This window comes from Alteromonas sp. AWQ4_252, assembly GCF_056158205.1.
The window spans coordinates 2,556,263-2,578,378 of record NZ_JBSWSV010000001.1 but is presented as its reverse complement, the minus strand read 5'-3'; the positions used below and the strand labels follow the sequence as shown (position 1 = coordinate 2,578,378).

Here is a 22,116-nt window from a genome sequence, read left to right as displayed (position 1 = left end):
ATATCCTGCTGCGCCCGGCTATTACAGCACCCCGGTGCAGGCACCGGAGAAACACTGACTACAGCTTACTTCTTGTCGTCTTTCACTTCTTCAAATTCAGCGTCAACCACATCGTCATCTGCTGTATTTGCGCCAGATGCTTGCTCAGCACCGGCTTCTGCGCCACCAGCGGCTCCGGCTTGCGCCTGCGCAGCTTCCATCAGTTTAGAAGACGCCTGGATAAGCTCCTGTGTTTTCGCTTCAATTTCAGCTTTATCTTCACCTTTGGTGGCGGTTTCCAGCGCTGAAATAGCGGCTTCAATAGGTGCTTTATCGTCTGCACTTAATGCATCGCCCACTTCGTCAAGCTGCTTGCGGGTAGCGTGAATCATACCGTCGGCCTGGTTACGCGCCTGAATTAGCTCTTCAAACTTCGCATCAGACTCTTTATTGGCTTCCGCGTCAGCAACCATTTTTTCGATTTCATCATCGCTTAAACCAGAAGATGCTTTGATGGTGATCTTCTGCTCTTTACCAGTGTCTTTGTCTTTCGCAGAAACGTGCAGAATACCATCGGCATCAAGGTCGAAGGTTACTTCGATTTGCGGCGTACCGCGAGACGCCGGACGGATACCTTCAAGGTTAAACTGACCTAAAGACTTGTTACCGGCAGCTTGTTTACGCTCACCTTGCAGTACGTGTACTGTTACTGCAGACTGATTATCTTCTGCTGTAGAGAAGGTTTGCGATTTCTTAGTAGGAATCGTGGTGTTCTTCTCAATCAGTGACGTCATCACGCCGCCCATGGTTTCGATACCTAAAGACAGAGGCGTTACGTCAAGCAGCAGTACGTCTTTCACGTCACCAGACAATACACCGCCTTGAATAGCTGCACCAACAGCAACGGCTTCGTCAGGGTTAACGTCTTTACGTGGCTCTTTGCCGAAGAAATCAGTTACATACTTCTGAACAAGAGGCATACGGGTTTGACCACCAACCAGAATGATATCGTGGATATCAGATACTGACAGATCAGCGTCAGACAGCGCTTGCTTAACCGGATTCAGTGAATCCTTCACCATGTCTTCAACCAGAGATTCCAGTTTTGCACGAGTCAGTTTAATGGCTAAGTGCTTTGGACCTGAGGCATCAGCAGTGATGTAAGGCAAGTTAACTTCAGTTTGCTGTGAAGAAGACAGTTCGATTTTCGCTTTCTCACCAGCTTCTTTCAAACGTTGCATAGCCAATGGATCTTTACGAAGATCAATGCCTTGATCTTTCTTAAATTCTTCTACGAGGTAGTTGATAACACGGTTGTCGAAGTCTTCACCACCTAAGTGGGTATCACCATTGGTCGCCAGTACTTCAAACGTGTGCTCGCCATCTACTTCGTCGATTTCGATGATAGAGATATCGAACGTACCACCACCTAAGTCGTAAACCGCAACAACGTTATCACCTTTCTTCTTATCCATGCCGTAAGCAAGGGCAGCAGCAGTCGGCTCGTTGATAATACGTTTTACATCCAAACCAGCGATACGACCAGCATCTTTAGTTGCCTGACGTTGAGAGTCATTAAAGTAAGCAGGTACAGTAATAACAGCACCGGTTACTTCTTCGCCCAAGAAATCTTCAGCAGTCTTCTTCATCTTTTTCAGCACTTCAGCTGAAATCTGAGGAGGCGCCATTTTTTCGCCTTTGCTCTCAACCCATGCATCTCCATTGTCAGCTTTGACAATTTTGTAAGGCATGATGTCGATGTCGCGCTGTACTTCTTTATCTTCGAAGCGACGGCCGATAAGACGCTTAATCGCGAACAAAGTATTGGTTGGGTTGGTAACTGCCTGACGCTTCGCAGACTGACCTACCAAAGTCTCGCCATCGTTTGTGTAAGCGATGATTGAGGGGGTTGTGCGATCGCCTTCGGCGTTTTCAATTACGCGAGGTTTGTCGCCGTCTAGAACTGCGACACATGAATTCGTTGTACCTAAGTCGATACCAATGATTTTACCCATTACGTGTCTCCAAAATAAGAATCTTTAATTTCTGCAATATTAGTGGGGTTATTCCCACATATTTTCAATAGTCGCCAGAAAAAATCTGTCGTTTTTGGCTTCCGCCCCGGTTATACCTGCGTGTCAACACCACCGTCTGGTGCACGAGACACCATCACCATGGCTGGACGAAGCAAGCGACCGTTGATCTGATACCCTTTTTGCATCACCGCCATCACTGTATTGGGCGCGTGATCTGCACTTTCCTGCATAGACATGGCCTGATGCAATTCAGGATTAAACCCTTCACCCTGAGGATCAATAGGTGTTAACCCGAATTTTTCAATTGTGCTAACGAAAGATTTTAGCGTCATATCTACGCCTTCAAGCAATGGCTTAACCGCTTCGTTGTCACCGTCACCGGCCTGTAATGCCCGTTCCAAATTATCAATGACAGGTAGTAATTCACCGGCAAATCGCTCAAGGGCAAATTTGCGGGCTTTTTCTACTTCAGCTTCAGCGCGGCGACGGGCGTTTTCCATATCAGCACGAGCGCGCAATACACCGTCTTGTTGCTCTTTGATCTGCGCCTGAGCGTCAGCTAACGCATTTTCAAGCTCATAAATTTTCTGTTCATGCTCTGAAACAGGTTGTGCCTGTTCAGTTGCATCCGCCGCGTTTTCAGTCGCTTCGTCTGCCTGTATTACTTCAACCTCTTCTGGCTGATTTTGATCCTGCACGTCGCGGTTATCGCTCATGCTATCCTCCCAACAATACTCATCTGCGGTGAATTTTCACTTCACTGCCTGTCTACAATTTCTGTATCACAAACAGTATTAATGCGTTCAGTGGGGCTATTAATGGGGTTACTTACTTCCCCTTCAAGGGTATCCATGAAATTTTTGTGGCTAAACTGCGATTTTTTGCAATTTCATTGTTTCGGAGATTGCGGTACAGTTTGTTAACAACTTGTATTACGCAGATTTTCTATGTTCAGCATTTGGACAGTAGGTGCTATCACCGTTGTCTATCTGGCTTTCCTGTTCCTCATTGCATTCTGGGGCGACAAGCGGTTGCGCGACAATCGACAGCACCCGGTTTTATACAGTCTCGGGCTCGGTATTCACTGCACTTCATGGGCGTTTTTTGGTACCACCACCCAAGCGTCTCAGTTTGGCTGGGCGCTCGTACCTACTTATGCCGGGATCATTCTGGGCATGGCCTTTTTGTACCCGGTATTGCTAAAAGTATTTCGGTACTGCCAAAAGCACAATGTCACGTCTCTTGCTGATTTTTTTGCATTGCGCTTTAGACAATCTCACTATTTAGCCGCTTCGGTAACGGTACTGTGTTTTATTGGTGTTATCCCTTACATCGCGTTACAGCTTGACGCCATTTCAGCCAGTATCCGCCTGATTGCTTATGATGCTGAACAAGGCACAAACACGGTGGGTTTATACGTAGCCGCACTGATGGCCTTATTCGCCATTTTATTCGGTACTCGTACTTTAGATTTAACCGACAAACATCCCGGTCTTGTCCTTACCATCGCCGTAGAATCAGTGGTTAAACTCACAGGGCTATGCATCGTTGGGCTATTTGTTTGCTACCAATTATTCGATGGTCCCTTTGACTTAATTGCCCGTGCTGCCAATCACTCCGTTGCCAAAGAACTATTATACACACCAAGTGCGCCCTTGGTTTATGCGAGTCATGTGTTGCTGGGTGTCTGCTCCCTGTTCGTTTTACCACGTCAATTTCACATGAATTTTGTGGAATGCAATGGCGAAGGTGAGATGGCGACAGCGCGCTGGTTATTCCCGCTGTATTTACTCGGTATGACAGTATTTATTTTACCTATCGCTCTGGCGGGCCACGTACTTTTAGATACTTCCGACGTTAAAACCGATGCCTTTGTACTTGCACTGCCACTTTTTGCCGACAACATGGCGGTATCCCTTGCCGCGCTTATTGGCGGGTTGTCAGCGACCACCAGTATGATTATCGTTGCGACCCTGGCGCTTGGAATCATGATTTCAAATAACCTTATTACTCCTATCTGGCTAAAAATAAGGTTAAAGAGTGACCCTCATAACACTTTGCGCCCTACTACCTTACTCACAGTCAGACGTATAACAGTATTAGTGGTACTCTCGGTGGCGTTCTGGTATCACGCAAACGTAAGCCAGTCCGCGCCTTTGGTGAATAGTGGCGTCATTGCTATCGCCTTACTCGGACAATTGTTACCTGCCATGCTGTTGAGTTTATATTGGCAGAAAACCACCAAAGTAGCCGTATTGACAGGCATATTTGTTGGCTTCATTTGCTGGAGCATGTGGCTTCTCTACCCCTCAATACTGTCGAGCTACTATTTTGAAGCCCCGCCTTCTGAACTTGCGCTTGGTAAACGGTTTATCGTTAGCCTTATCATCAATACAGTTACGGTCGTTACGTTGTCATGGCTAATGCACAGTGCAAGAGATCAAAACGCCTTCGCGGATAACGGCACGTTCAATCAAACAATTAACCAACCCGACATGGCTATCCGCATTGCTGACTTGCTGACACTTACTGAGCGGGTACTCGACGTCGATGTCAATCAAACGCTAAAAGCGCAGCTTTCCTCATCACCGGCGAAAACAGAAGGCATTGCCAGCACGGCGTTGTTGTTGAGAGCAGAAAAATTACTTGCAGCTCAGGTGGGGACTCCCAGCGCGCGTATTTTGTTATCTGCCATCGCTCAAACCAGACAAGGCGCACTTAATCACATTGTAGATCTGGTGGAAGAGGCCTCACAAACCTTTCAGTTTAATCACGAAATTTTACAGTCGTCTGTACAAAATATTCAGCAAGGGATATGCGTGCTCGACCAAGAGTTGACCTTACTGGCCTGGAATGAGCGTTATAAAGAGCTCTTCAACTATCCAAGGGGATTTCTCAAGGTTGGTTTGCCTATTCAAACACTGCTGAAATACAACGCGGAACGGGGATTACTGGGTAAAAAATCGGACGTAGAAACTGAAATCGATAAGCGTGTAGCTTATATGCAAAAAGGCAGTGCTTATAAGTACGTCCGAACGCAGACTGACGGAAAAGTCATTGAACTCAACGGCAGCTCTCTCCCTCATGGTGGTTACGTGACAACCTATAGCGATATTTCAGAATATATTCGAATTCAGGATGAATTGCGGGCTGCGAAATCAGATTTAGAAGCCAGGGTTATCAGGCGTACTGAGCAGCTGCAGTTCGCTAAGCTGGAAGCCGATCGCGCCAACGAGAGTAAGACTAAGTTCCTCGCCGCGGCCGGACACGATCTTATGCAACCTTTCAATGCCGCCACCCTTTTTGCCGGTATGCTTTCACAGAAAACCGCAGACAGTGAACTCGCCGGGTTGTCCCAGGGTCTGGTGACTTCTCTCAACAGCGCAGAATCGTTGTTGTCCACGTTACTGGATATGACGAAGTTAGAATCTGGTGTGTTGATTCCGCAAATCAGCGAGTTTGCACTGGATGACATTCTCACCCCCCTTATAAACGAATTCACTGTGATTGCTGAACAGAAAGATCTCTCGTTGCGCTATTCACGAACATCTGTGGTGGTGCGTTCAGATAAAAAGCTATTGCGCCGCATTATCCAGAACCTTATCTCCAATGCCATCCGCTATACCAAAACTGGCGGCGTCCTCGTAGGAGTACGACGTTGTTCAGCAAACCAGGTCAACATTTGCATCTGTGATACGGGCCCCGGTATTCCCGCCCATCAACAGGACGTCATATTTAATGAATTTCACCAGCTCGAACAACATCAAGCCAACCAGGGGCTGGGACTTGGATTAACCATAGTAGAACGCATTAGCCAGTTGTTACAACACGATATCAACTTGCGTTCGGTAGTAGGCTCAGGCACGCTTTTTACGGTCAATACGCCCAGAGCAATGCGCGCATCAAAACAGTACGTCAATGTTAAACACGCTCATACTTCTGCTGAGTCAACATTGTGGCTGGCTGGAAAGACGGTGTTGTTACTGGAAAATGACATACAGATCATCGATGCGATGACTGCATTGCTGCAAGAGTGGGGAGCCACAGTGATAAGTGCAACATCGGCTTCACAGGCGCAAACATTGTGTCCGTCACCGCCAGACTTTCTGCTAGTGGATTATCATTTGGACTTTGGCAATAAAGGCACAGACGCGGCGCAGGAATTACAAGCTCATTGGGGCTGCAATGTGCCGGGGATCCTAAACACAGCGAATCGCGACGATGGGGTACGTGACGAGGCAACCGCAGCTGGCCTGCGTTACCTGCCAAAACCCATAAAACCTGCCGCCCTTAAACGCATAATGAAGAAACTGATTGTAACCAGCTAACCTAATGATGCTAAGCATAGTGTTTAGTACTTTCTGTGACGAAAAAAGGCGCACCTGGACCTGTGCGCCTCAACTTTGTTAAAACTCGGCGCGTAAACCCACACCGTATGTGGCTGGTGCGCCGACCAAACGGGCCCCAGCGTTTAGCTCCAGAAAGTAGGTCTCGTCAGTAATATTTCTACCGTAGGCAAATGCGGTAAACCCGTTTCCGAGGTCTAAATCCACATTAATATTCAACAAGCTATAATCTGGCACTGTATTGCCAGTCCCGGCGTTCAGGCGGTTAGTTTCCTCGTCGTGGAAGGTATAGCTCATCCGCGTAGACAAAAGCTTGTCAGAAAACACCGTTACACTATGGTTGAATGAAATGGCGTAAGAAAGTTCTGGTGAACCTGGAAGCGGGTCACCCACGGTATTTTCCACATCGTTCACCCGGTTCGAATTGAACTCGGTGATTTCCGTATCCAGGTATGTCGCAGATGTATTTAAAGAGAGTTGATGTCCTCCTTTGTTAATCAGGACAGTGCTAAACGCAATTTCAGCACCGCGCACTTCAGCAGCCCCCACATTAGTTCTGCCATTGGTGTCGTTGGACAATCGCGTGGTAGCCTGCATTTCTTCAAAATTATAAGCAAACAGATCCACACTGGCACTGATAGCATTAGTGTTATATCGCAATCCCAGTTCCAATGAATCTACAGTTTCTGACTCGAATGGTTCCGTTTCTTCCAATGAAAAAATAGACGTGCCGTCGAAGCCTCCCGCTCTGTAACCGTTGCCAAGGGAAGCGAATACATTCAGGTTGTCAGATAAATAGTATTGTGCGGTTAACTTGCCTGAAACATTGCTGTCATCAAAGTCCTTATCCCAGGAGAATAAACCTGGAGAATTGAACACATCCTCATAAATTGATGTACCCCAGGGGTCTAAATCTTCGTTGTAACCAGAAAATTTTGCTGTATCCCTGGTGTAACGCACACCGGCAGACAACTTCAAATCGTTGGATACAAACCAATCGATGTTACCAAATGTGGCAAAGCTGTTTCGTGTTTGCGCATATGGAGAGGTGTATTGAGAGCGTACAGCAAAGCTTGTCCAATCACTGACAAAGTCTACCGTATCGCTGACGTAGAATACGCCTGCTATCCAGTCTATATCGCCACCCTGGCCGTCGCTAAAACGAATTTCCAGAGACGATTGGTCAAGGCTTTCGTCAAACGCATATTTGTATCGTGGGAAAGACGTTCCATCACCATTCCCCCCCATTTCACGTTCGCTTTCCTGATAACCAAAGAGTACATTCAGGTTGAGATCTGCGTGAATTTGATGAGCAAGTTCACCATTAAGGCCTTCAATATCGATAGTGTGACGGTAATATTCGTCGGCGTAAAAAGCGTAAGGATCGCTGTTTTCACCAGCATTGCGACTAATACCAGACCCGGTTTCCTCCGCCAGAGCAATGCGGTCGTACTGTAAAGTATCGCCATTGTCTGAACTCATGAAATAACGCAGGGTTAACTCGGTATTCGGTTGAAAGGTATAAACTCCCGTTGCACGTAACGCGAAGAGATCTTTATCACCAAACCCGTCTCGCTCACCCGGGTCGTTGACTGCAGGGATCACACCTTCAAAACCTTCAGGAACAAAACCGGCGAAGTCACCCGCGCCTTTTCCATCCATGTAGCCACCACCTTGTTCGAACTTCGTAGCAATACGCACTTTGAGCTTGTCTGATACCGCACCTCCGAAGGCAACCTCACCCTGGGTATAATCATAACTTCCGTATTCAACGCTTGCATAACCCTCAAATTCCTCCGAAGGCCGCTGAGTAACAGCGTTAATCACGCCTGCTGTGGTATTTCTTCCGTACAGGGTACCCTGCGGCCCTTTGAGCACTTCGATGCGTGCCAAGTCAAACAAGGGCATTCCCAGATAAGCATTTGACGTCTGGTAAATACCGTCCACATGTAATGCCACTGACGGGTTTCCGTTCGGTTTGTAGTCGTCGGCCCCACCTATCCCGCGGATGGTGATAAAACTGTTATTGGCTCCGCCAAAGGCAGAATTAATAGAGATTCCCGGCAGCGCATCAACCAGCCCTTTAAAATCAGTAACACCTGCATCCTGAATTTGTCTCGTATCGAGAACCGACACTGCGGCTGATACGTCCATCAGGCTCGTATCTCGTTTCGTCGCCGAGACTACGATTTCATCGATAGTGGTGGTGTCGTCCGCTTTACTTTTGGGTGCATCTGAGGGCGATTGCATTGCTTTTTTAATAACAAAAGTTCCATTGCTTTGCTTGATGGCCTCTAAACCTGACCCTTCAAGCAGTTGTGCCAGTGCATCAGCTATGTCGTACTTACCCGTTAACGCCGGTGCATCAAGGCCGTTAACCAAACGACCTGGCGCTATAATCATCACGCCAGACTGATACGACAACTGGTTTAACGCCGATGGAAGTGGCGCTTTTTCCAGTGAAATTTCTACGCTTTCCTGTGCCATCACGTTAAACGGTACTGTCACGGTTAATGCAGCAGCAACGGATGTAGCTAACAAATTTCGTTTTACACAACGGGTCGAGATCATTCTGTTTTCTCCGATCCAAACAGCTCATGCTGTTTATTGAATTTCAAATTAAGTGTGTTGCAGTCGACTGTCGTGAATAAAGAGTCAGATCGGGAAAATATTTTTCAGGCTTTTCGCAGGTTTCACGAAACCTTCACAAATGTATTTGAATTGTTAACGCGCTTCTGTCTTCCATCAGAAACGCGTCGACAGATCATTCTTGCTGGGTATAAGTAACAGTAATCCGCCCAGCAGATTTATGTATTGTGAGTGGATAAGCGGCCGACAATGATTCAAGCACCGATTCAACATTGTCTGTTTTCACAATGGTATTGATTGACAGCTGAGCAATTCGCGCATCATTAGCAACAATCGTGTCGCTAACATAGGGTTGAATGCGAGCAAAGAATTCATCCATGGGCGTGTTGCCAAACACCAGCTTATTCTCCATCCAGCTCAGGGCGTCCCGTTTGTTGAAGGTCGTGATTGCCGACACATCCTCACCACTATAATCTGCACTTACGCGTTCTCCGGCTTTAAGATTTAAAGTGTAACCAGTTGCATCCTGCCCGCTCACACGGACGCTGCCTTCAACCACAGATACACGTGTTTGACCCTGGAAATGACTGACCTCAAACTCGGTCCCCGTTACTTCAACGGTGTTTTTGCCATTTACCACTACGAAGGGTGAATCCGGTTTTTTCATGACATCAAAAAAAGCCCTTCCGGCCACCAGAGTTACGGAGCGCAGTTGATTCGTGTGCGCAAATGTCACTTCACTGCCAGGCCCCATTGTCAGGCGACTGCCATCAGCCAGGGTTACTTGCTTAGTTTCTGCCACCGCTGTGATAAAAGTAACAGGGTCTGCCGGGTTAACTGATGACTGATCCGTGAAGGACACCTGAAGTAATATGGCAATCACTACTGATGCCGCCAGCGCTAGTGTGACAGAAAATACGTTTTTGACCTGTTTACCTGACGTTTTTGAGGCCTGTTGAGAAACCTCTGCAGAACCATATTCAATGGCACTATCAGTGAAGCCGCTCTTATCCCATAGAACAACAATGTCCTTATAAGCTTTGCGATTTGTTTCGCTTTTTGCGTACCAAACATTGAACTCGTTTTGATACCGGGATGCTAACGCGGGATCATTCATTAACGTAAACCAATGCACCGCCTGATCAATCACTGCATTTCCTGTTTCATTTCCAGTTCCATTATCCATGGGTGTTTTATTGCTCATGACATTCTCTCAACCTGACAACGAAAGCTCAGGTGTTATTCATCGTGGTTCAGTGTGGCGGCAAGAGCGCTCAGCGCACTTTTCAGTTGACGGCATATGTCAGCAACACTCCAACCCGTTTCATCGGCTATCTGCTGGTAGGTTTTACCGTCAATGCGACTCGCGTGCACCACGTATTTTTGTTTTTCTGTCAGCCCGTCAAAAATCCCACCGAGGTGCTGAAGTGTCTGTTGATTATGAAAAATCTTATCTGGTTCAGCGTATGACAACAGTTCCTGCTCCAGACCTTCATGGGTGTCTGGCAGATAATCCGTTAACCAGCGTTCAGACTTGCGGGCCCGCAAGATAATATTGACAGAAATTTTGTAAAGGAAGGCTTTGGGGTGCGTAATGTGAGCCCGGCATCCCATATTAGCAAGTTGATAAAATGCCTCTTGGGCCACATCTTCAGGATCGGGCGGACCATCTCCATATCGCTTACGCAAGAATGCACATAGTCCTTTCCAGTGCGCCCGATAAAAATCGTGTATATCGGTCGTTTGTGCCTTATCAGTGGTTTTGCTTTTTTCCTTGCGCAATGCAGTTTTTTTAATGGTCGTCCGTTTTTCAAAACCCACGTTGAGAGCTTTAGATAATGTGTTCACGCTGTACTCACATTCGATCAGTATTGCATCGCTGCACGCTATAAAGGGCAAACACAGTACGGTAGAAATGTTACAGATTTTTGTGCGCTGGAAAAATCAGGCTGGCTCTAGTCAGCGCCAGTCAACTGCCTAAAAAGCACGCCGGCTTTGGTGCGATTTATCACATTGAGTTTTCGAAGTACCGCAGATGCGTGTTGCTTAACCGTCGATTCTGAAATAGAAAGCTCGTAAGCAATTTGCTTGTTGAGCAAACCATCAGACATCATTTTAAGCACAGTAAACTGATGTGGCGTTAACTGAGATAAGCGCTCGGCAAAATCGGCCTGAACACTATCAGCATATTGATTTAATTCATTATCTAACCCTTCGGGTAACCATTGCTCCCCGTCCATCACCTGGGTCACAGCATCGGCAATAACAGGCAGTGGCGTAGATTTGGGTATGAAGCCACTGGCACCCAAATCAATTGCTTTGCGGATAAGCGCTGGTGAATCTTCTGCAGATACAATAACCACAAGAACATTCGGGAAAGAAGTGCGAACTTCACTTAAACCCGTTAAACCGTCGTTTCCTGGCATGTGGATATCCAGGAAAACCAATTCTATATCGTCATCGGTTCGAAGCGCCTCGCGGGCTTCGGGAAAGGTAGCCACCTCTGTAACCCTGTTGCCTACAATGTCAGTGATCGCTTGACGCATCGCTGCCCGAAAAAGGGGGTGGTCATCGGCGATTAATACATTTGCCTGCATAGTAAAACCTAAATAAACACTATCAACTATACTCTGACTAAGCTGGCGGCAGTAATCAAGCTGTATTATGACAAAGGCGACCGAAGTCGCCTTTTTAGCTTTGAAGTGCTGCTTGATCAGAAGCGGTAACCCACAGTTAACTGAACTGTGCGCGGATCGCCGTAATAGCCTATCAGTGTCTGGTCGTTACCCAGCCCCGGGCCATACGTACCATCTTCATTGCGCGTCACAAAGTCGTAACCTCCCACCAGGTATTCTTCATCGGTCAGGTTTTTGACATGTAAGCCGCCGTACCAGTTACCTTCCATACTCTCCCAACTGACACCCAGATTAACCATACCGTAAGCATCCTGCTCTATTAAGTCACTGGTTTCAAACAACAGATAGTCATCACGATAATAATAATTCGCGTTAAATACGAAATCGCCCATGTCGGTTTGAAGTAAGTAATTAGCCCCTATGTTCAGGGTGTTCTCAGGCGTACTTGCCAGACCAATCAAAGGCGGTGTGGCGTTGTTTTCTTTTATTTCAAAATCAATATAGCCATAAGCCACATCGAAACTCAACGCAGCATTGACCACGTAGGTCATTTCAACCTCCAGGCCTTTGGCAGCTGTTTCTGCGGCGTTACGCAGACGCTGTAGTAGTGCAGTCGGATCATCCGAGTTCCCTTCAATACCTATGTACTGACGATCTTTATGCTCATAGCTGAACAAGGTGGCATTGAGTCTAAACTGACTGGTTACGTCACTTTTTACCCCCAGTTCGAATGAGTCAACGACTTCCGGATCAACGCCCGGTTCGTTAATGGTTGCCCGCGGGTTAAATGTGCCCGATTTGAAGCCTTGCGCATAGCTTGCAAAGAACATGGTATCGTCGCTGTACTGATATTCTGCGCCCACACGAGGCGTGAAACGCGACCAACTTTCTTTTGCGGGCGCGTCCAGTACCCCATCTCCGTTACTGTCACTACCCAGAACTTGTGGCATGACCACACCATCCGGGCGGGTGTAGCCGTCGAGCCATCCTGACTCCGGGTACAAGTTAAACAACACAGTGCCGTTATTGACCGTCGCTTGTTTTTCTTCGTCGGTATAGCGCGCGCCCAACGAGAGTGACAGTTTATCGGTGATATCATAGTTAACTTGCGTATAGGCCGCCCAACTCTCACTGTTGTTGCAACCAGACACTTCCCGGGTAAACCCTGTTGTGCCTTCAGGGAAAATGCCCAACGCCGCATAATCGCGCCCCAATACCCCTAAGATTGCGTCAAACACACCACATGATTCGCCGTCGTAATAATACAGCCCGCTGACTACACTAAACTGGCGCCCCGCATAATTAACTTGTAATTCGTGGGTATCGTTAGAATCGTCATAAATTGCCGGGACATCAAAAATATCCAACTGGGTATTGTCGAAATCGATATTTGTGTCGGAGTAACTCTCCCGATGCGAACCGATGTACTTCACCTCTAAGTTATCCGTGACGTTATATCTGGCCAACCAACTGTAGCCTTCAAGCTCGACATAATTATCAGTAGGCATGCTGGTGTACGAATCGAATACGGAGTCGGGCTGCGGCGCATCAGTGCGAAGACTGGGCAATAAGCGATATCCCCCTTTAGCGTTGGAATCATCTTCGGTTTTATCCCAGCCAAAACGCAAGAAAAGATTATCAGAGGGGTGAATTTCCAGTGTCAGGCGGGCAGCCCAGAGATCTTTATTATAGTTTTCTTTGTCCTGCCCATCTAAGGCGGAAATTAGAAATTCGCCATAGCCATCGCGATTGAGATTGGCATACCCCATTCCCAGGTACACCTTATCTTCCACCAAAGGGATCTGGCCGGTGAGTTTTACGTCCCGGCGACTGTAATTGCCCACAGTCACTTCAGCGTTAAATTGTGGCTCGCCAGTCATTTCCTTGGTCACGTATTTTACCGCACCACCAATAGTGTTTTTACCGTACAAGGTGCCTTGTGGGCCCCGCAATACTTCAATACGTTGAACATCGAGTAAATCCAAAACAGCACCTTGTGGACGGGCAACATATACGTCATCGACATAAATACCTACGCCTGGCTCATAACCCCAGAGGGGATCTTGTTGCCCCAGACCACGAATGAACGCCGTGAGTGTAGAGTTGGTACCGCGACTTGTTTGCATCGTCGTATTGGGAGAAAACTGCTGAATTTCCGTGAGTACACTGATCCCCTTCTCGTTCAGTTCAGCGGCGCCTACAGAGGTAATCGCCACAGGCGTTTCCTGTAGTGACTCAACTGTCTTACGGGCGGTAACCTCGATGCGTTCCAGCTTGCCAGTTGCTTGCTCCGTTTCTTCCTGTGCCAGTGCATTGGGTGCGTTAATACACGCCACAGCTACAGCTGCCGCACATAACGAACGTGAAAATACAGGTGAGTGATAATGTGTCTTAGTCATGAGATGTGTTCCTTGTAATATTTATTAACTCAGAATCTGAAGCAACGGTCTGTGTAAACTCTATGTTAAATTTGTGTTTCAGTAAGTAGTACCATCGTACTATGGGCATCTTTCTGATTTCACGACACAATTTAATGCGTTCCTGAAGCACCTGCGGTCACAGATTGTCATTAAGGAACCTACTATGATAAGTATGATTGGACTGACGGGCGGGCTTGCACTGCTCATCATTCTCACTATTCGCGGGATGAACTTGTTTATAGCCGCGCCTTTGTGTGCCGTGATTGTGGCACTCACCAGCGGCATTCCGTTATTTCAGGGTGAAGAAAATTTCGTCACTCTATACATGAGTGGTTTTTCCGGGTTTATTGCTGCCTGGTTTTTCATGTTTTTACTCGGAGCTATTTTTGGCAAGTTTATGGAAGACACGGGGGCCGCAGATTCTGTAGCCCGATGGATTGTAAACAAGTTGGGCTTTAAACATGCTGTGTTAGCAGTGGTTCTGGCCTGCGCAATTCTTACTTATGGCGGCGTGAGCCTCTTTGTTGTGGCGTTTTCAGTTTATCCCATGGCACTTAGCTTGTTTAAAGATGCCAATCTACCCCGCCGTTTTATTCCCGCTACCCTGGCATTTGGCTCTGTAACCTTTACGATGACTTCGGCAGGTTCTCCTGAGATCCAAAACTGGATCCCAATCAAATACCTGGGTACTTCGCCCTTTGCAGCTTGGGAAGTCAGCCTTGTAGTTGCCGTATTTATGGCGGTTTTCGGATACTGGTGGTTAAAACGCATGATAGGGAAAGCTATTGCCAACGGCGAAACGTTTTCAGCCCGCCCGGAAGACCCACAAATTGCAAAACGGGATTACCCTCACCCCATCACAGGCATTTTGCCCTTAATCGTTGTGTTGTTACTTTCGTTTTTGTTACACGACAGTATGGCACAACTCGCTCTCATTGTTGCACTCGCCGGTGGCGTGCTTACCCTGATGATTATCAACTTCCGGCATTTTCACAATCTGGCCGCAGCTATTAATGCTGGTACTACAGGAGCCCTGGTTGCCATCGGTAATACGGCGGCAGTGGTAGGCTTTGGTTCCATCGCTAAAAATACAGAAGCATTTCAGCAAACCGTTACTATCATGACTCACATTCCGGGCAACGAGCTTATCGGCGCGGCCATAGCAGTGAGCGTTATTGCCGGTCTCACCGGTTCAGCGTCGGGTGGACAGGCTATTGTGCTGCCACTGGTTGCTCCTCATTATATGGATCAGGGGGTAGAACCAGAGCAACTTCATCGCATTGTTTCTATTTCTTCTGGTGCACTGGATTCGTTGCCCCATAACGGCTATGTTGTTACCACTATTCGCGCTATTTGCCGTGAAACCCATCAGGCTGCTTACCCGGCCATGGCCGCATTAACCGTGGTGGTTCCACTGATTGGTCTTGTTATGGCTATCACAATGTTTAGTATTTTCTGAGGCCAATATGAAGGTTATTTACATACTCTTGTTAACCGTATTCGTTGCTTCGCCAATAACCAACGCGGCAAGCTTACTAACAAATAAACAGACGTTTACAACCTCAGATTTCACTACTTTCGGTGGTACAGTACTGCCAGAAGTAACTGTAGGCTGGGAAAGCTACGGCACATTAAACGAGAATAAAGATAATGTGATTTTAATTACTCATTATTTTACCGGCAATTCTCATGCCGCCGGTAAATATAATGAAAGCGACACGCAGCCGGGTTATTGGGATGCCATCATAGGTCCTGGCAAAGCGATCGACACAGAGCGTTTCTTTGTCATTAGCGTCGATTCTCTCGCCAATTTAGGTGTACACAACCCCAAAGTACGTACAACCGGTCCGGCGTCAATCAATCCACTAACCCAAAAGCCCTATGGGCTGAGCTTTCCCGTTATTACCATTCGCGATTTCGTCAATGTGCAAAAAGCTTTGCTTGAGAGTCTGGGGATAAATTCTCTGTATGCGGTAATTGGGCCCTCTATGGGCTCAATGCAAGCGATGGACTGGGCCGTAGCTTATCCGGAATGGGTTCCAAGGATGGTCGCCGTTATTGCCGCCGGACAAAGCGATGCATGGACCACGGCAGCCCTTGAGCAATGGGCCACTCCCATCAAACTCGATGCAAAATGGCAACAAGGCAACTACGCTACGGATGACGGACCGGTGGAAGGCCTGGCGGCATCGCTTATGATAATTACTCAACAGGCACTCACTCCCGAATTCTTTAATCAGCAAGGTAAGTTATTGGGATACACGCCCGTTGAATCTGGCCCGCTTAAAGATATTCTGGCAAAACACAGTATTGTAGAGTGGCTCTACCAACGAGCAAAACAACGCGCCGCTGAAATGGACGCGAACCACTTGTTATATTTGGTGCGGGCGTGTCAGTTGTTTATCGCCGGCCATAATGGCAATCTGGAAGAGGCGATGGCAAAAGTTAACGCGAAAACCCTGTTTTTGCCTGCCGAGAACGACCTACTGCTATTACCGTACATGGCTGAGTTGCCTCATGATTTGTTAAAAGGCCAAGACAAGGCAACACAAATTTCTGCGTTGGAAGGTCATCTTGGCCATCTCGAGGGTGTGTTGGATATTCAGGAAAAAGCGAACGAACTACGCGCATTTCTGCAGGACTAAGGGGGTTTCATGAAAACATTACTTACAATGGCGATAGGTATTGCTGGTTCGCTTGCGGTGCATTCTGCCCTGGCGCAATCGGCGCAACTCAACCTGAAAACAGACAGCATAACCGTTTCTGGTTTGTCTTCTGGTGGTTACATGGCCAACCAACTTCACCTTGCTTATAGTGATTGGGTTAAAGGCGTTGGGATCCTGGCTGCTGGCCCTTACTATTGCGCCCAAGGCGATATAGGCACTGCCCTGAAGCAGTGTGTGGATAAAACAGAAGCTCCGCTTGACGTTACGGCTCTTACGACGCAGCTTAAGCAGTGGGAAACCAAGGGCAAAATTGCTGCCTTGTCACATTTAGCCAATGATAAAATCTGGCTGTTCCACGGCACTCGTGATGTGCGCGTTATTGCAGACGTCAGCAATGCACTTGACGAACAGTACCGTTCACTTGTTGCAGACGAACAAATTAACTATGTGAATGACAAGCCCATTGCCCATCTTTTCCCGACAATGTCCAATGGCGGTGCCTGTATGTCATCAGAAGCGCCCTATATCGGCAGATGCGACTACGACGCAGCCGGAGAGATGCTCAATTTCCTTTTACCTGAGTTAAACGAACGAGCGGAAACTGTTACGGGCAGTGTCATTACCTTTGACCAACAGGCTTTAGCGGGAAACGATGCAAAAACCATGGCAGACACAGGCTACGCGTATGTACCTAAGGCTTGCGCAGAAGGAGAAGCCTGCGAGGTTCACGTCAGTTTTCACGGCTGTAATCAATATGCCGACGCTGTTGGAAAAGCCTACGTTGAACAAACCGGCATTAATAATTGGGCAGACAATAACCAAATGGTTGTGATTTACCCGCAAACCCGCAAGTCATTATTTATGCCCCTTAACCCACAAGGCTGTTGGGATTGGTGGGGTTATACCGGCGACGATTACGCCACCCGTGATGGCAAACAGCTAAAAGCCATTAGAAATATCGTACTTGGACTTTCATCAAAATAGGATCTTCTATGTCTTTAAACGTTTTTATAACCGGTGGCGCCAGTGGTATCGGCTATGGGATTGCCGAGCATCTTGCCAAAGACGGGCACCACATTATTGTGGCCGACATCAACCCATCGGCAGCGCAATCCGCAGCCCGACAATTAACTGAAGCGGGGTTCAGTGCTCAGGCCATCGATGTAGATGTATGTGATGCACAGCAAGTCGCAGCGCTTCCTGGTCGCCTGGATGGGGTAAAAGTTGATGTATTGGTTAACAATGCCGGTATTCAGCACGTGGCGAAAATTGAAGATTTTCCAGCGGAAAAATGGCAGCAGTTAATCAATATTATGTTGGTTGGGCCTGCGCTATTAACGCAAACATTTTTGCCTGATATGCGCAGCCGGAATTTCGGTCGAATCATTAATGTGGGCTCTATTCATTCCCTTGTGGCCTCGCCTTTTAAAAGTGCCTATGTTGCAGCTAAACACGGCTTGCTTGGTTTCGCCAAAACCGTGGCACTGGAAACAGGTGACTGTAACGTAACCATCAATACTTTGTGTCCGGCTTATGTGAAAACACCACTTGTCGAAAAGCAAATTGCCGCTCAGGCTAAAGAAAATAACCTCACCGAAGAACAAGTGGTCAATGAAATCATGCTGCAGCCAATGCCGAAAAAAGCATTTATTTCGGTGGAAGAACTTGGCGCAACCGCACAGTTTCTCATCAGTGAACACGCCCGCAATATAACAGGTCAAACCATGGTGCTCGACGGTGGCTGGGTAGCCCGATAGCGCTTTATTTTTTGATATCAGCTGTGCTAATGTCCGAAAAACGCTTTTGTAATCGGATGTTAGCCGCTTTATGACTTACCAGACAGTGGGTTTAATAGGAAAACCTGACCACACCGGCACTCACGACAGCTTGAATCAACTCGCTGCCTACCTTGAAAAGCGCGGCTGCCGCATCTTGGTGGAAGAATCCATAGCTGATGAAATGGATCACGGTCAATATCCTGCCGCAAATCTGGTCACTATTGGTAAAGAAGCTGATTTAGCAGTAGTCATTGGCGGCGATGGCAGCATGTTAGGTGCCGCCAGGGTACTCTCCCGTTTTGATATTCACGTGGTTGGGGTAAACCGTGGAAATCTGGGGTTCCTTACCGATATACACCCTGATCAAATAGAAGAGCAGCTCGATCTTATTTTTGCCGGTGAAAGCTTTGTAGAAGAGCGATTTTTACTTGAAGTGTGCGTCTATCGCCACGAAAAACTCAAAAGCAGTAATGCTGCCATGAATGAAGTGGTGCTTCACCACGGTAAAGTGGCGCATATGATGGAATTTGAAGTCTATATTGACGGGCAATTTGTATTCAGTCAGCGTTCCGACGGTTTAATTGTATCCACGCCTACGGGTTCCACTGCTTATTCATTATCTGCAGGGGGCCCCATTATTGTGCCTCACCTCGACGCATTAACCCTTGTGCCCATGTTTCCCCATACCCTCAGTAGCCGGCCGATTGTGGTCGATTCCAAAAGCACCATCTCTATGCGGGTCTCGAAGGTGAATAGCGACAGTCTGCAGGTGAGTTGTGACAGCCATATTGTACTCCCTGTTCTACCAGGAGATGAGATCCGTATTCACAAAACCCAGGACACGTTGCGCTTAGTTCACCCCAAAGGCTATAGTTATTTCAATGTCTTACGTAACAAACTTAGTTGGGGAAGCCGGTTGTACTAGAACCGGTAGTCCAGCATATCGACGTCTCGTTTAAAGTAGTTTCCTACCTGTTCTGCCAATTCGTCGGTGTAATAATCCCGATAGTTTTTTCGGTTGGTTTCTTTTCGCTTATGGGGTAACGCTATTTTTTTCAGGCCAATGTGCTCGCAAATACCATCGAAATCAGCCTGAATATTTTCGTACTTCCCCACCCGATCCACCAGCAAGTTACCCCGTAAGTCAATGAGATAGTCTGTTTGTAGCTGCATGGATGTATCAATGTGATATTGGTACGGTCTGTCCGGGTCTAATTTCCAGCGCATAAAATCCTTAAAATGAGTATGCCCTCCCATCACCGACGGCCTTTCCCGTTTAATATGATGAAAAGAGCTAACCTGCAGATCCCATGGGTTTCGTACAAATGCGAATTTAAACAACTGATTAAAGTACTCTGCTGGAAGCATTTCTTGTGCAGCGACAATTCGGCTGTGGCGAGGAAAGCGACAACCGAGCTTGTGCCCCGTTAATTGACTCAGCTTGTTTACAGTAAACTGGGCCGCTCCATACTTCCAGCTCCAACGATAAGGAGAGAGTGCTTTTCTCACACTCGTGCCCCCGGTTTTAGCAATGTGCACAAATAAAAATTGGTGGCGATGAGACAACAGCAAATGAATCCCTCTACTGACATAAACAAACTAACTAATGAAAATGTAGCAGCATTCTGGTACACAGAGAAGAAGAATACTCACGGGACAGGAGAACCCATGCTCAGATTAACATTATTTCTTATTTTACTTGTAGCCCCTGGTGTTTGGGCAAAAGGATCAAATACCCAGCTTGCCACTCAACTACACACATTTTTGGCAGGCGCGGGTGTTAACGACCCCGCTATCCATGATGCCTTTTGGGCCGATGAGCTGGTCTATACCAGCTCTAACGGCACCCGGTTTGGCAAAGCGGCGCTCATGCAAGGCGTTAATGAAACAGGAAAGTTAGCGCCACAGGCCGTGACCACCCGCTACCGCGCTGAAGATATAGATATTCGCCTGGTCGAACAAATAGCACTTCTCAATTTTACCCTTGTAGCTGAGACTGGCGATAACAAGGTAACCGGAAAATATTTAAACAGTGGTGTATTCGTGTGGCGTGACAACCGATGGCAAGCAATCAACTGGCAAGCAACAATAAAACCTCTGGATCATTGACCTGCGAGAAATGGATATTGTGACAATCCATGCTTAACCTGCGGGATAAATTCGTGCAAAGACACTGTTCGCAGTGTTTACATTGGGAACGCAAAAGCCCTTTACCTAAGGGCTTTTGCGCTTTGTGGATTGGAAATACTAACAAACTAAAAAGAGGATAAATCGGCCCCTGCACTTTCTCGATAGGTCGCGATGACGGAAGAAAGAACAGCTTGATAATTACTGATCACAGATTGCCTGGCAGAGAAAAAACTGCGTTGGGCATTAAGTAAATTCAGAAAGTCTGTATCGCCGGCTTTATAGCGAATATCTGCAAGACGATAGAGCTGCTGATTGTTCTCAAGTGATGCAGTTGCGTAGCGGTAACCCTGCTTATTAAACGCCAAATTGGTTTGGCTGTTCAACAAGGCTTCGATGGCACTGAGCACGGTCTGCTGATACTGCAAAATAGCCAGATCCACGTCCGTTTTTGCCGCTTGCTCTGCAGCTTCCAGCCTACCGCCATCAAACAAAGTTGCTGCAGAGCTTATTGCTGCGCCTAACGTCCACCCTTGCGCTAAGTCAAGCAGATCACTAACACCAACATCTGCACTTAAGTTCATACCCGGAAGCCCGGCTACTGACGCTTCGTAAAATGCTAAATCAGCCTGCTTAAATTGCGCTATGGCTAACTGAACATCCGGACGCTGTTTGAGTACCTCTGCACTTAGCGTTGGTGCCACATCCGGCAATGCAAAATCGGTAAGCGAAAGGGAAAGCAACGCTTTTAGCTGAGGTGTATTAAGCTGCATAGATTCGCGACCTAACAGGACTGCCAACGCCCGCTCATTCAGCGTTAAGCTATTGCGAAGTCGCAGTACCTCTGTCTGGGCACTAATTAATGTATTACGCTGCTGAGATACCTCGATACCAGAAGTATCACCTTCTTCAAAGCGTATTTGAACCAGCTTTAGTAGTTCTTCGCTAATTTCTACGTTTTGTAAAGCAATTGACAGTCTCGACTGCAATGAAATTTGCTCAAGCAGGGTATTTAAAAACAATGCCTGAGTATCTAACAGTGCATCGGTAAATTGATACTGAGCGGAATCAATACCCAGCTGACGACTGCGCTGCTGGGCGTCGCGGGTTCCCCAAATGTCAGCGTCATAATTAAGTCCCAGGCCGCCCGACGTTGAATGACTTGAACGACCACTATCTAGGTCTCTTCCACTGCGCCCGGATACCCTTGCTGTTGCTGTGGGCACATCGCCTGCGTTAGCTTGTTCTAACAGAAATTGTGCTCGTTTCACGCGCTGCTGAGCTTGGTTAAGCGTTAGATTTTGGGTTTCAAGTGTTTTCATCACGGGGGCTAATTCGGGCACTTTGAACACCTTCCACCAGGATGTAGTTACCGTGTTATCAGAGTCCGTTGATGTCGCCATTGACAACGCCTGCGTATCAGTTTCGGGCAACGTTGTAGAAGGTGAATAAGCACAGCTTGCTGTAAGCACTATACAAGAGAACGCGCACAGTAATGAACGAGCACCAATAGGCATGGTAAAACGTAAAGAATGCATG

16 protein-coding genes are annotated in these 22,116 nt (G+C 47.3%); 7 read left to right on the top strand and 9 right to left on the bottom strand.

Annotation, left to right across the window (positions count from 1 at the left end; translation table 11 throughout):
* Positions 1-65: 65 nt before the first annotated feature.
* Both dnaK and grpE read right to left on the bottom strand, forming a co-directional pair.
* The gene (dnaK, locus tag ACXACM_RS11430; RefSeq protein WP_474821827.1) at positions 66-1,994 is read right to left on the bottom strand and encodes a molecular chaperone DnaK; all 1,929 of its coding nucleotides are present in this window, start codon (positions 1,992-1,994) and stop codon (positions 66-68) included.
* A 110-nt stretch (positions 1,995-2,104) separates the two neighbouring features.
* Entirely contained in the window at positions 2,105-2,731 is a 627-nt protein-coding gene (gene grpE, locus ACXACM_RS11425) for a nucleotide exchange factor GrpE (RefSeq protein ID WP_474821825.1), read from the bottom strand.
* 231 nt (positions 2,732-2,962) lie between these two features.
* Between grpE and ACXACM_RS11420 the strand changes: the two genes are divergently transcribed.
* A complete protein-coding gene (locus ACXACM_RS11420) occupies positions 2,963-6,343 on the top strand; it encodes a PAS domain-containing hybrid sensor histidine kinase/response regulator (protein WP_474821823.1) in 3,381 nt (1,126 codons plus the stop codon).
* A 78-nt stretch (positions 6,344-6,421) separates the two neighbouring features.
* Here ACXACM_RS11420 and ACXACM_RS11415 read toward each other — a convergent pair whose 3' ends face one another.
* The 5 genes from ACXACM_RS11415 to ACXACM_RS11395 all read right to left on the bottom strand — a co-directional run bounded on the left by ACXACM_RS11415 (position 6,422) and on the right by ACXACM_RS11395 (position 13,985).
* Positions 6,422-8,932 carry a TonB-dependent receptor gene (locus ACXACM_RS11415; RefSeq protein ID WP_474821822.1) on the bottom strand — a complete coding sequence of 837 codons (2,511 nt, stop codon included), beginning with the start codon at positions 8,930-8,932 and terminating at the stop codon, positions 6,422-6,424.
* Between the two features lie 193 nt (positions 8,933-9,125).
* Positions 9,126-10,154, bottom strand: coding sequence for a FecR family protein (locus ACXACM_RS11410; protein ID WP_474821821.1), 1,029 nt, complete (start codon positions 10,152-10,154; stop codon positions 9,126-9,128).
* Between the two features lie 35 nt (positions 10,155-10,189).
* The gene (locus tag ACXACM_RS11405) at positions 10,190-10,798 is read right to left on the bottom strand and encodes an RNA polymerase sigma factor (protein ID WP_474821819.1); all 609 of its coding nucleotides are present in this window, start codon (positions 10,796-10,798) and stop codon (positions 10,190-10,192) included.
* 107 nt (positions 10,799-10,905) lie between these two features.
* Complete coding sequence (locus tag ACXACM_RS11400) at positions 10,906-11,547, bottom strand: response regulator transcription factor (protein WP_474821817.1); 642 nt, start codon at positions 11,545-11,547, stop codon at positions 10,906-10,908.
* Positions 11,548-11,663: 116 nt separating this feature from the next.
* A complete protein-coding gene (locus ACXACM_RS11395) occupies positions 11,664-13,985 on the bottom strand; it encodes a TonB-dependent receptor (RefSeq protein ID WP_474821815.1) in 2,322 nt (773 codons plus the stop codon).
* Positions 13,986-14,169: 184 nt separating this feature from the next.
* Between ACXACM_RS11395 and ACXACM_RS11390 the strand changes: the two genes are divergently transcribed.
* The 5 genes from ACXACM_RS11390 to nadK all read left to right on the top strand — a co-directional run bounded on the left by ACXACM_RS11390 (position 14,170) and on the right by nadK (position 19,375).
* Positions 14,170-15,465, top strand: coding sequence for a GntP family permease (locus ACXACM_RS11390; RefSeq protein WP_474821814.1), 1,296 nt, complete (start codon positions 14,170-14,172; stop codon positions 15,463-15,465).
* A 7-nt stretch (positions 15,466-15,472) separates the two neighbouring features.
* Positions 15,473-16,651 (top strand): E22 family MetX-like putative esterase, encoded by a 1,179-nt coding sequence (locus ACXACM_RS11385; protein ID WP_474821813.1) that lies wholly within the window; start codon positions 15,473-15,475, stop codon positions 16,649-16,651.
* A gap of 9 nt (positions 16,652-16,660) precedes the next feature.
* Entirely contained in the window at positions 16,661-17,656 is a 996-nt protein-coding gene (locus ACXACM_RS11380; RefSeq protein ID WP_474821811.1) for an extracellular catalytic domain type 2 short-chain-length polyhydroxyalkanoate depolymerase, read from the top strand.
* 8 nt (positions 17,657-17,664) lie between these two features.
* Positions 17,665-18,429, top strand: coding sequence for a 3-hydroxybutyrate dehydrogenase (locus tag ACXACM_RS11375; protein WP_474821810.1), 765 nt, complete (start codon positions 17,665-17,667; stop codon positions 18,427-18,429).
* 70 nt (positions 18,430-18,499) lie between these two features.
* Positions 18,500-19,375 (top strand): NAD(+) kinase, encoded by an 876-nt coding sequence (gene nadK, locus ACXACM_RS11370; protein ID WP_474821809.1) that lies wholly within the window; start codon positions 18,500-18,502, stop codon positions 19,373-19,375.
* Here the strand turns inward: nadK and ACXACM_RS11365 are convergent.
* Positions 19,372-20,016, bottom strand: a complete 645-nt coding sequence (locus tag ACXACM_RS11365) for a sulfotransferase family 2 domain-containing protein (protein WP_474821808.1) — start codon at positions 20,014-20,016, stop codon at positions 19,372-19,374. The genes nadK and ACXACM_RS11365 overlap by 4 nt on opposite strands.
* A gap of 102 nt (positions 20,017-20,118) precedes the next feature.
* Here ACXACM_RS11365 and ACXACM_RS11360 point away from each other — a divergent pair, with 102 nt between their 5' ends.
* Entirely contained in the window at positions 20,119-20,559 is a 441-nt protein-coding gene (locus ACXACM_RS11360) for a nuclear transport factor 2 family protein (protein WP_474821807.1), read from the top strand.
* A gap of 146 nt (positions 20,560-20,705) precedes the next feature.
* On the opposite strand, the gene ACXACM_RS11355 is transcribed toward ACXACM_RS11360, so the two are convergent.
* Entirely contained in the window at positions 20,706-22,115 is a 1,410-nt protein-coding gene (locus tag ACXACM_RS11355) for a TolC family protein (RefSeq protein ID WP_474821805.1), read from the bottom strand.
* Position 22,116: the final 1 nt, after the last annotated feature.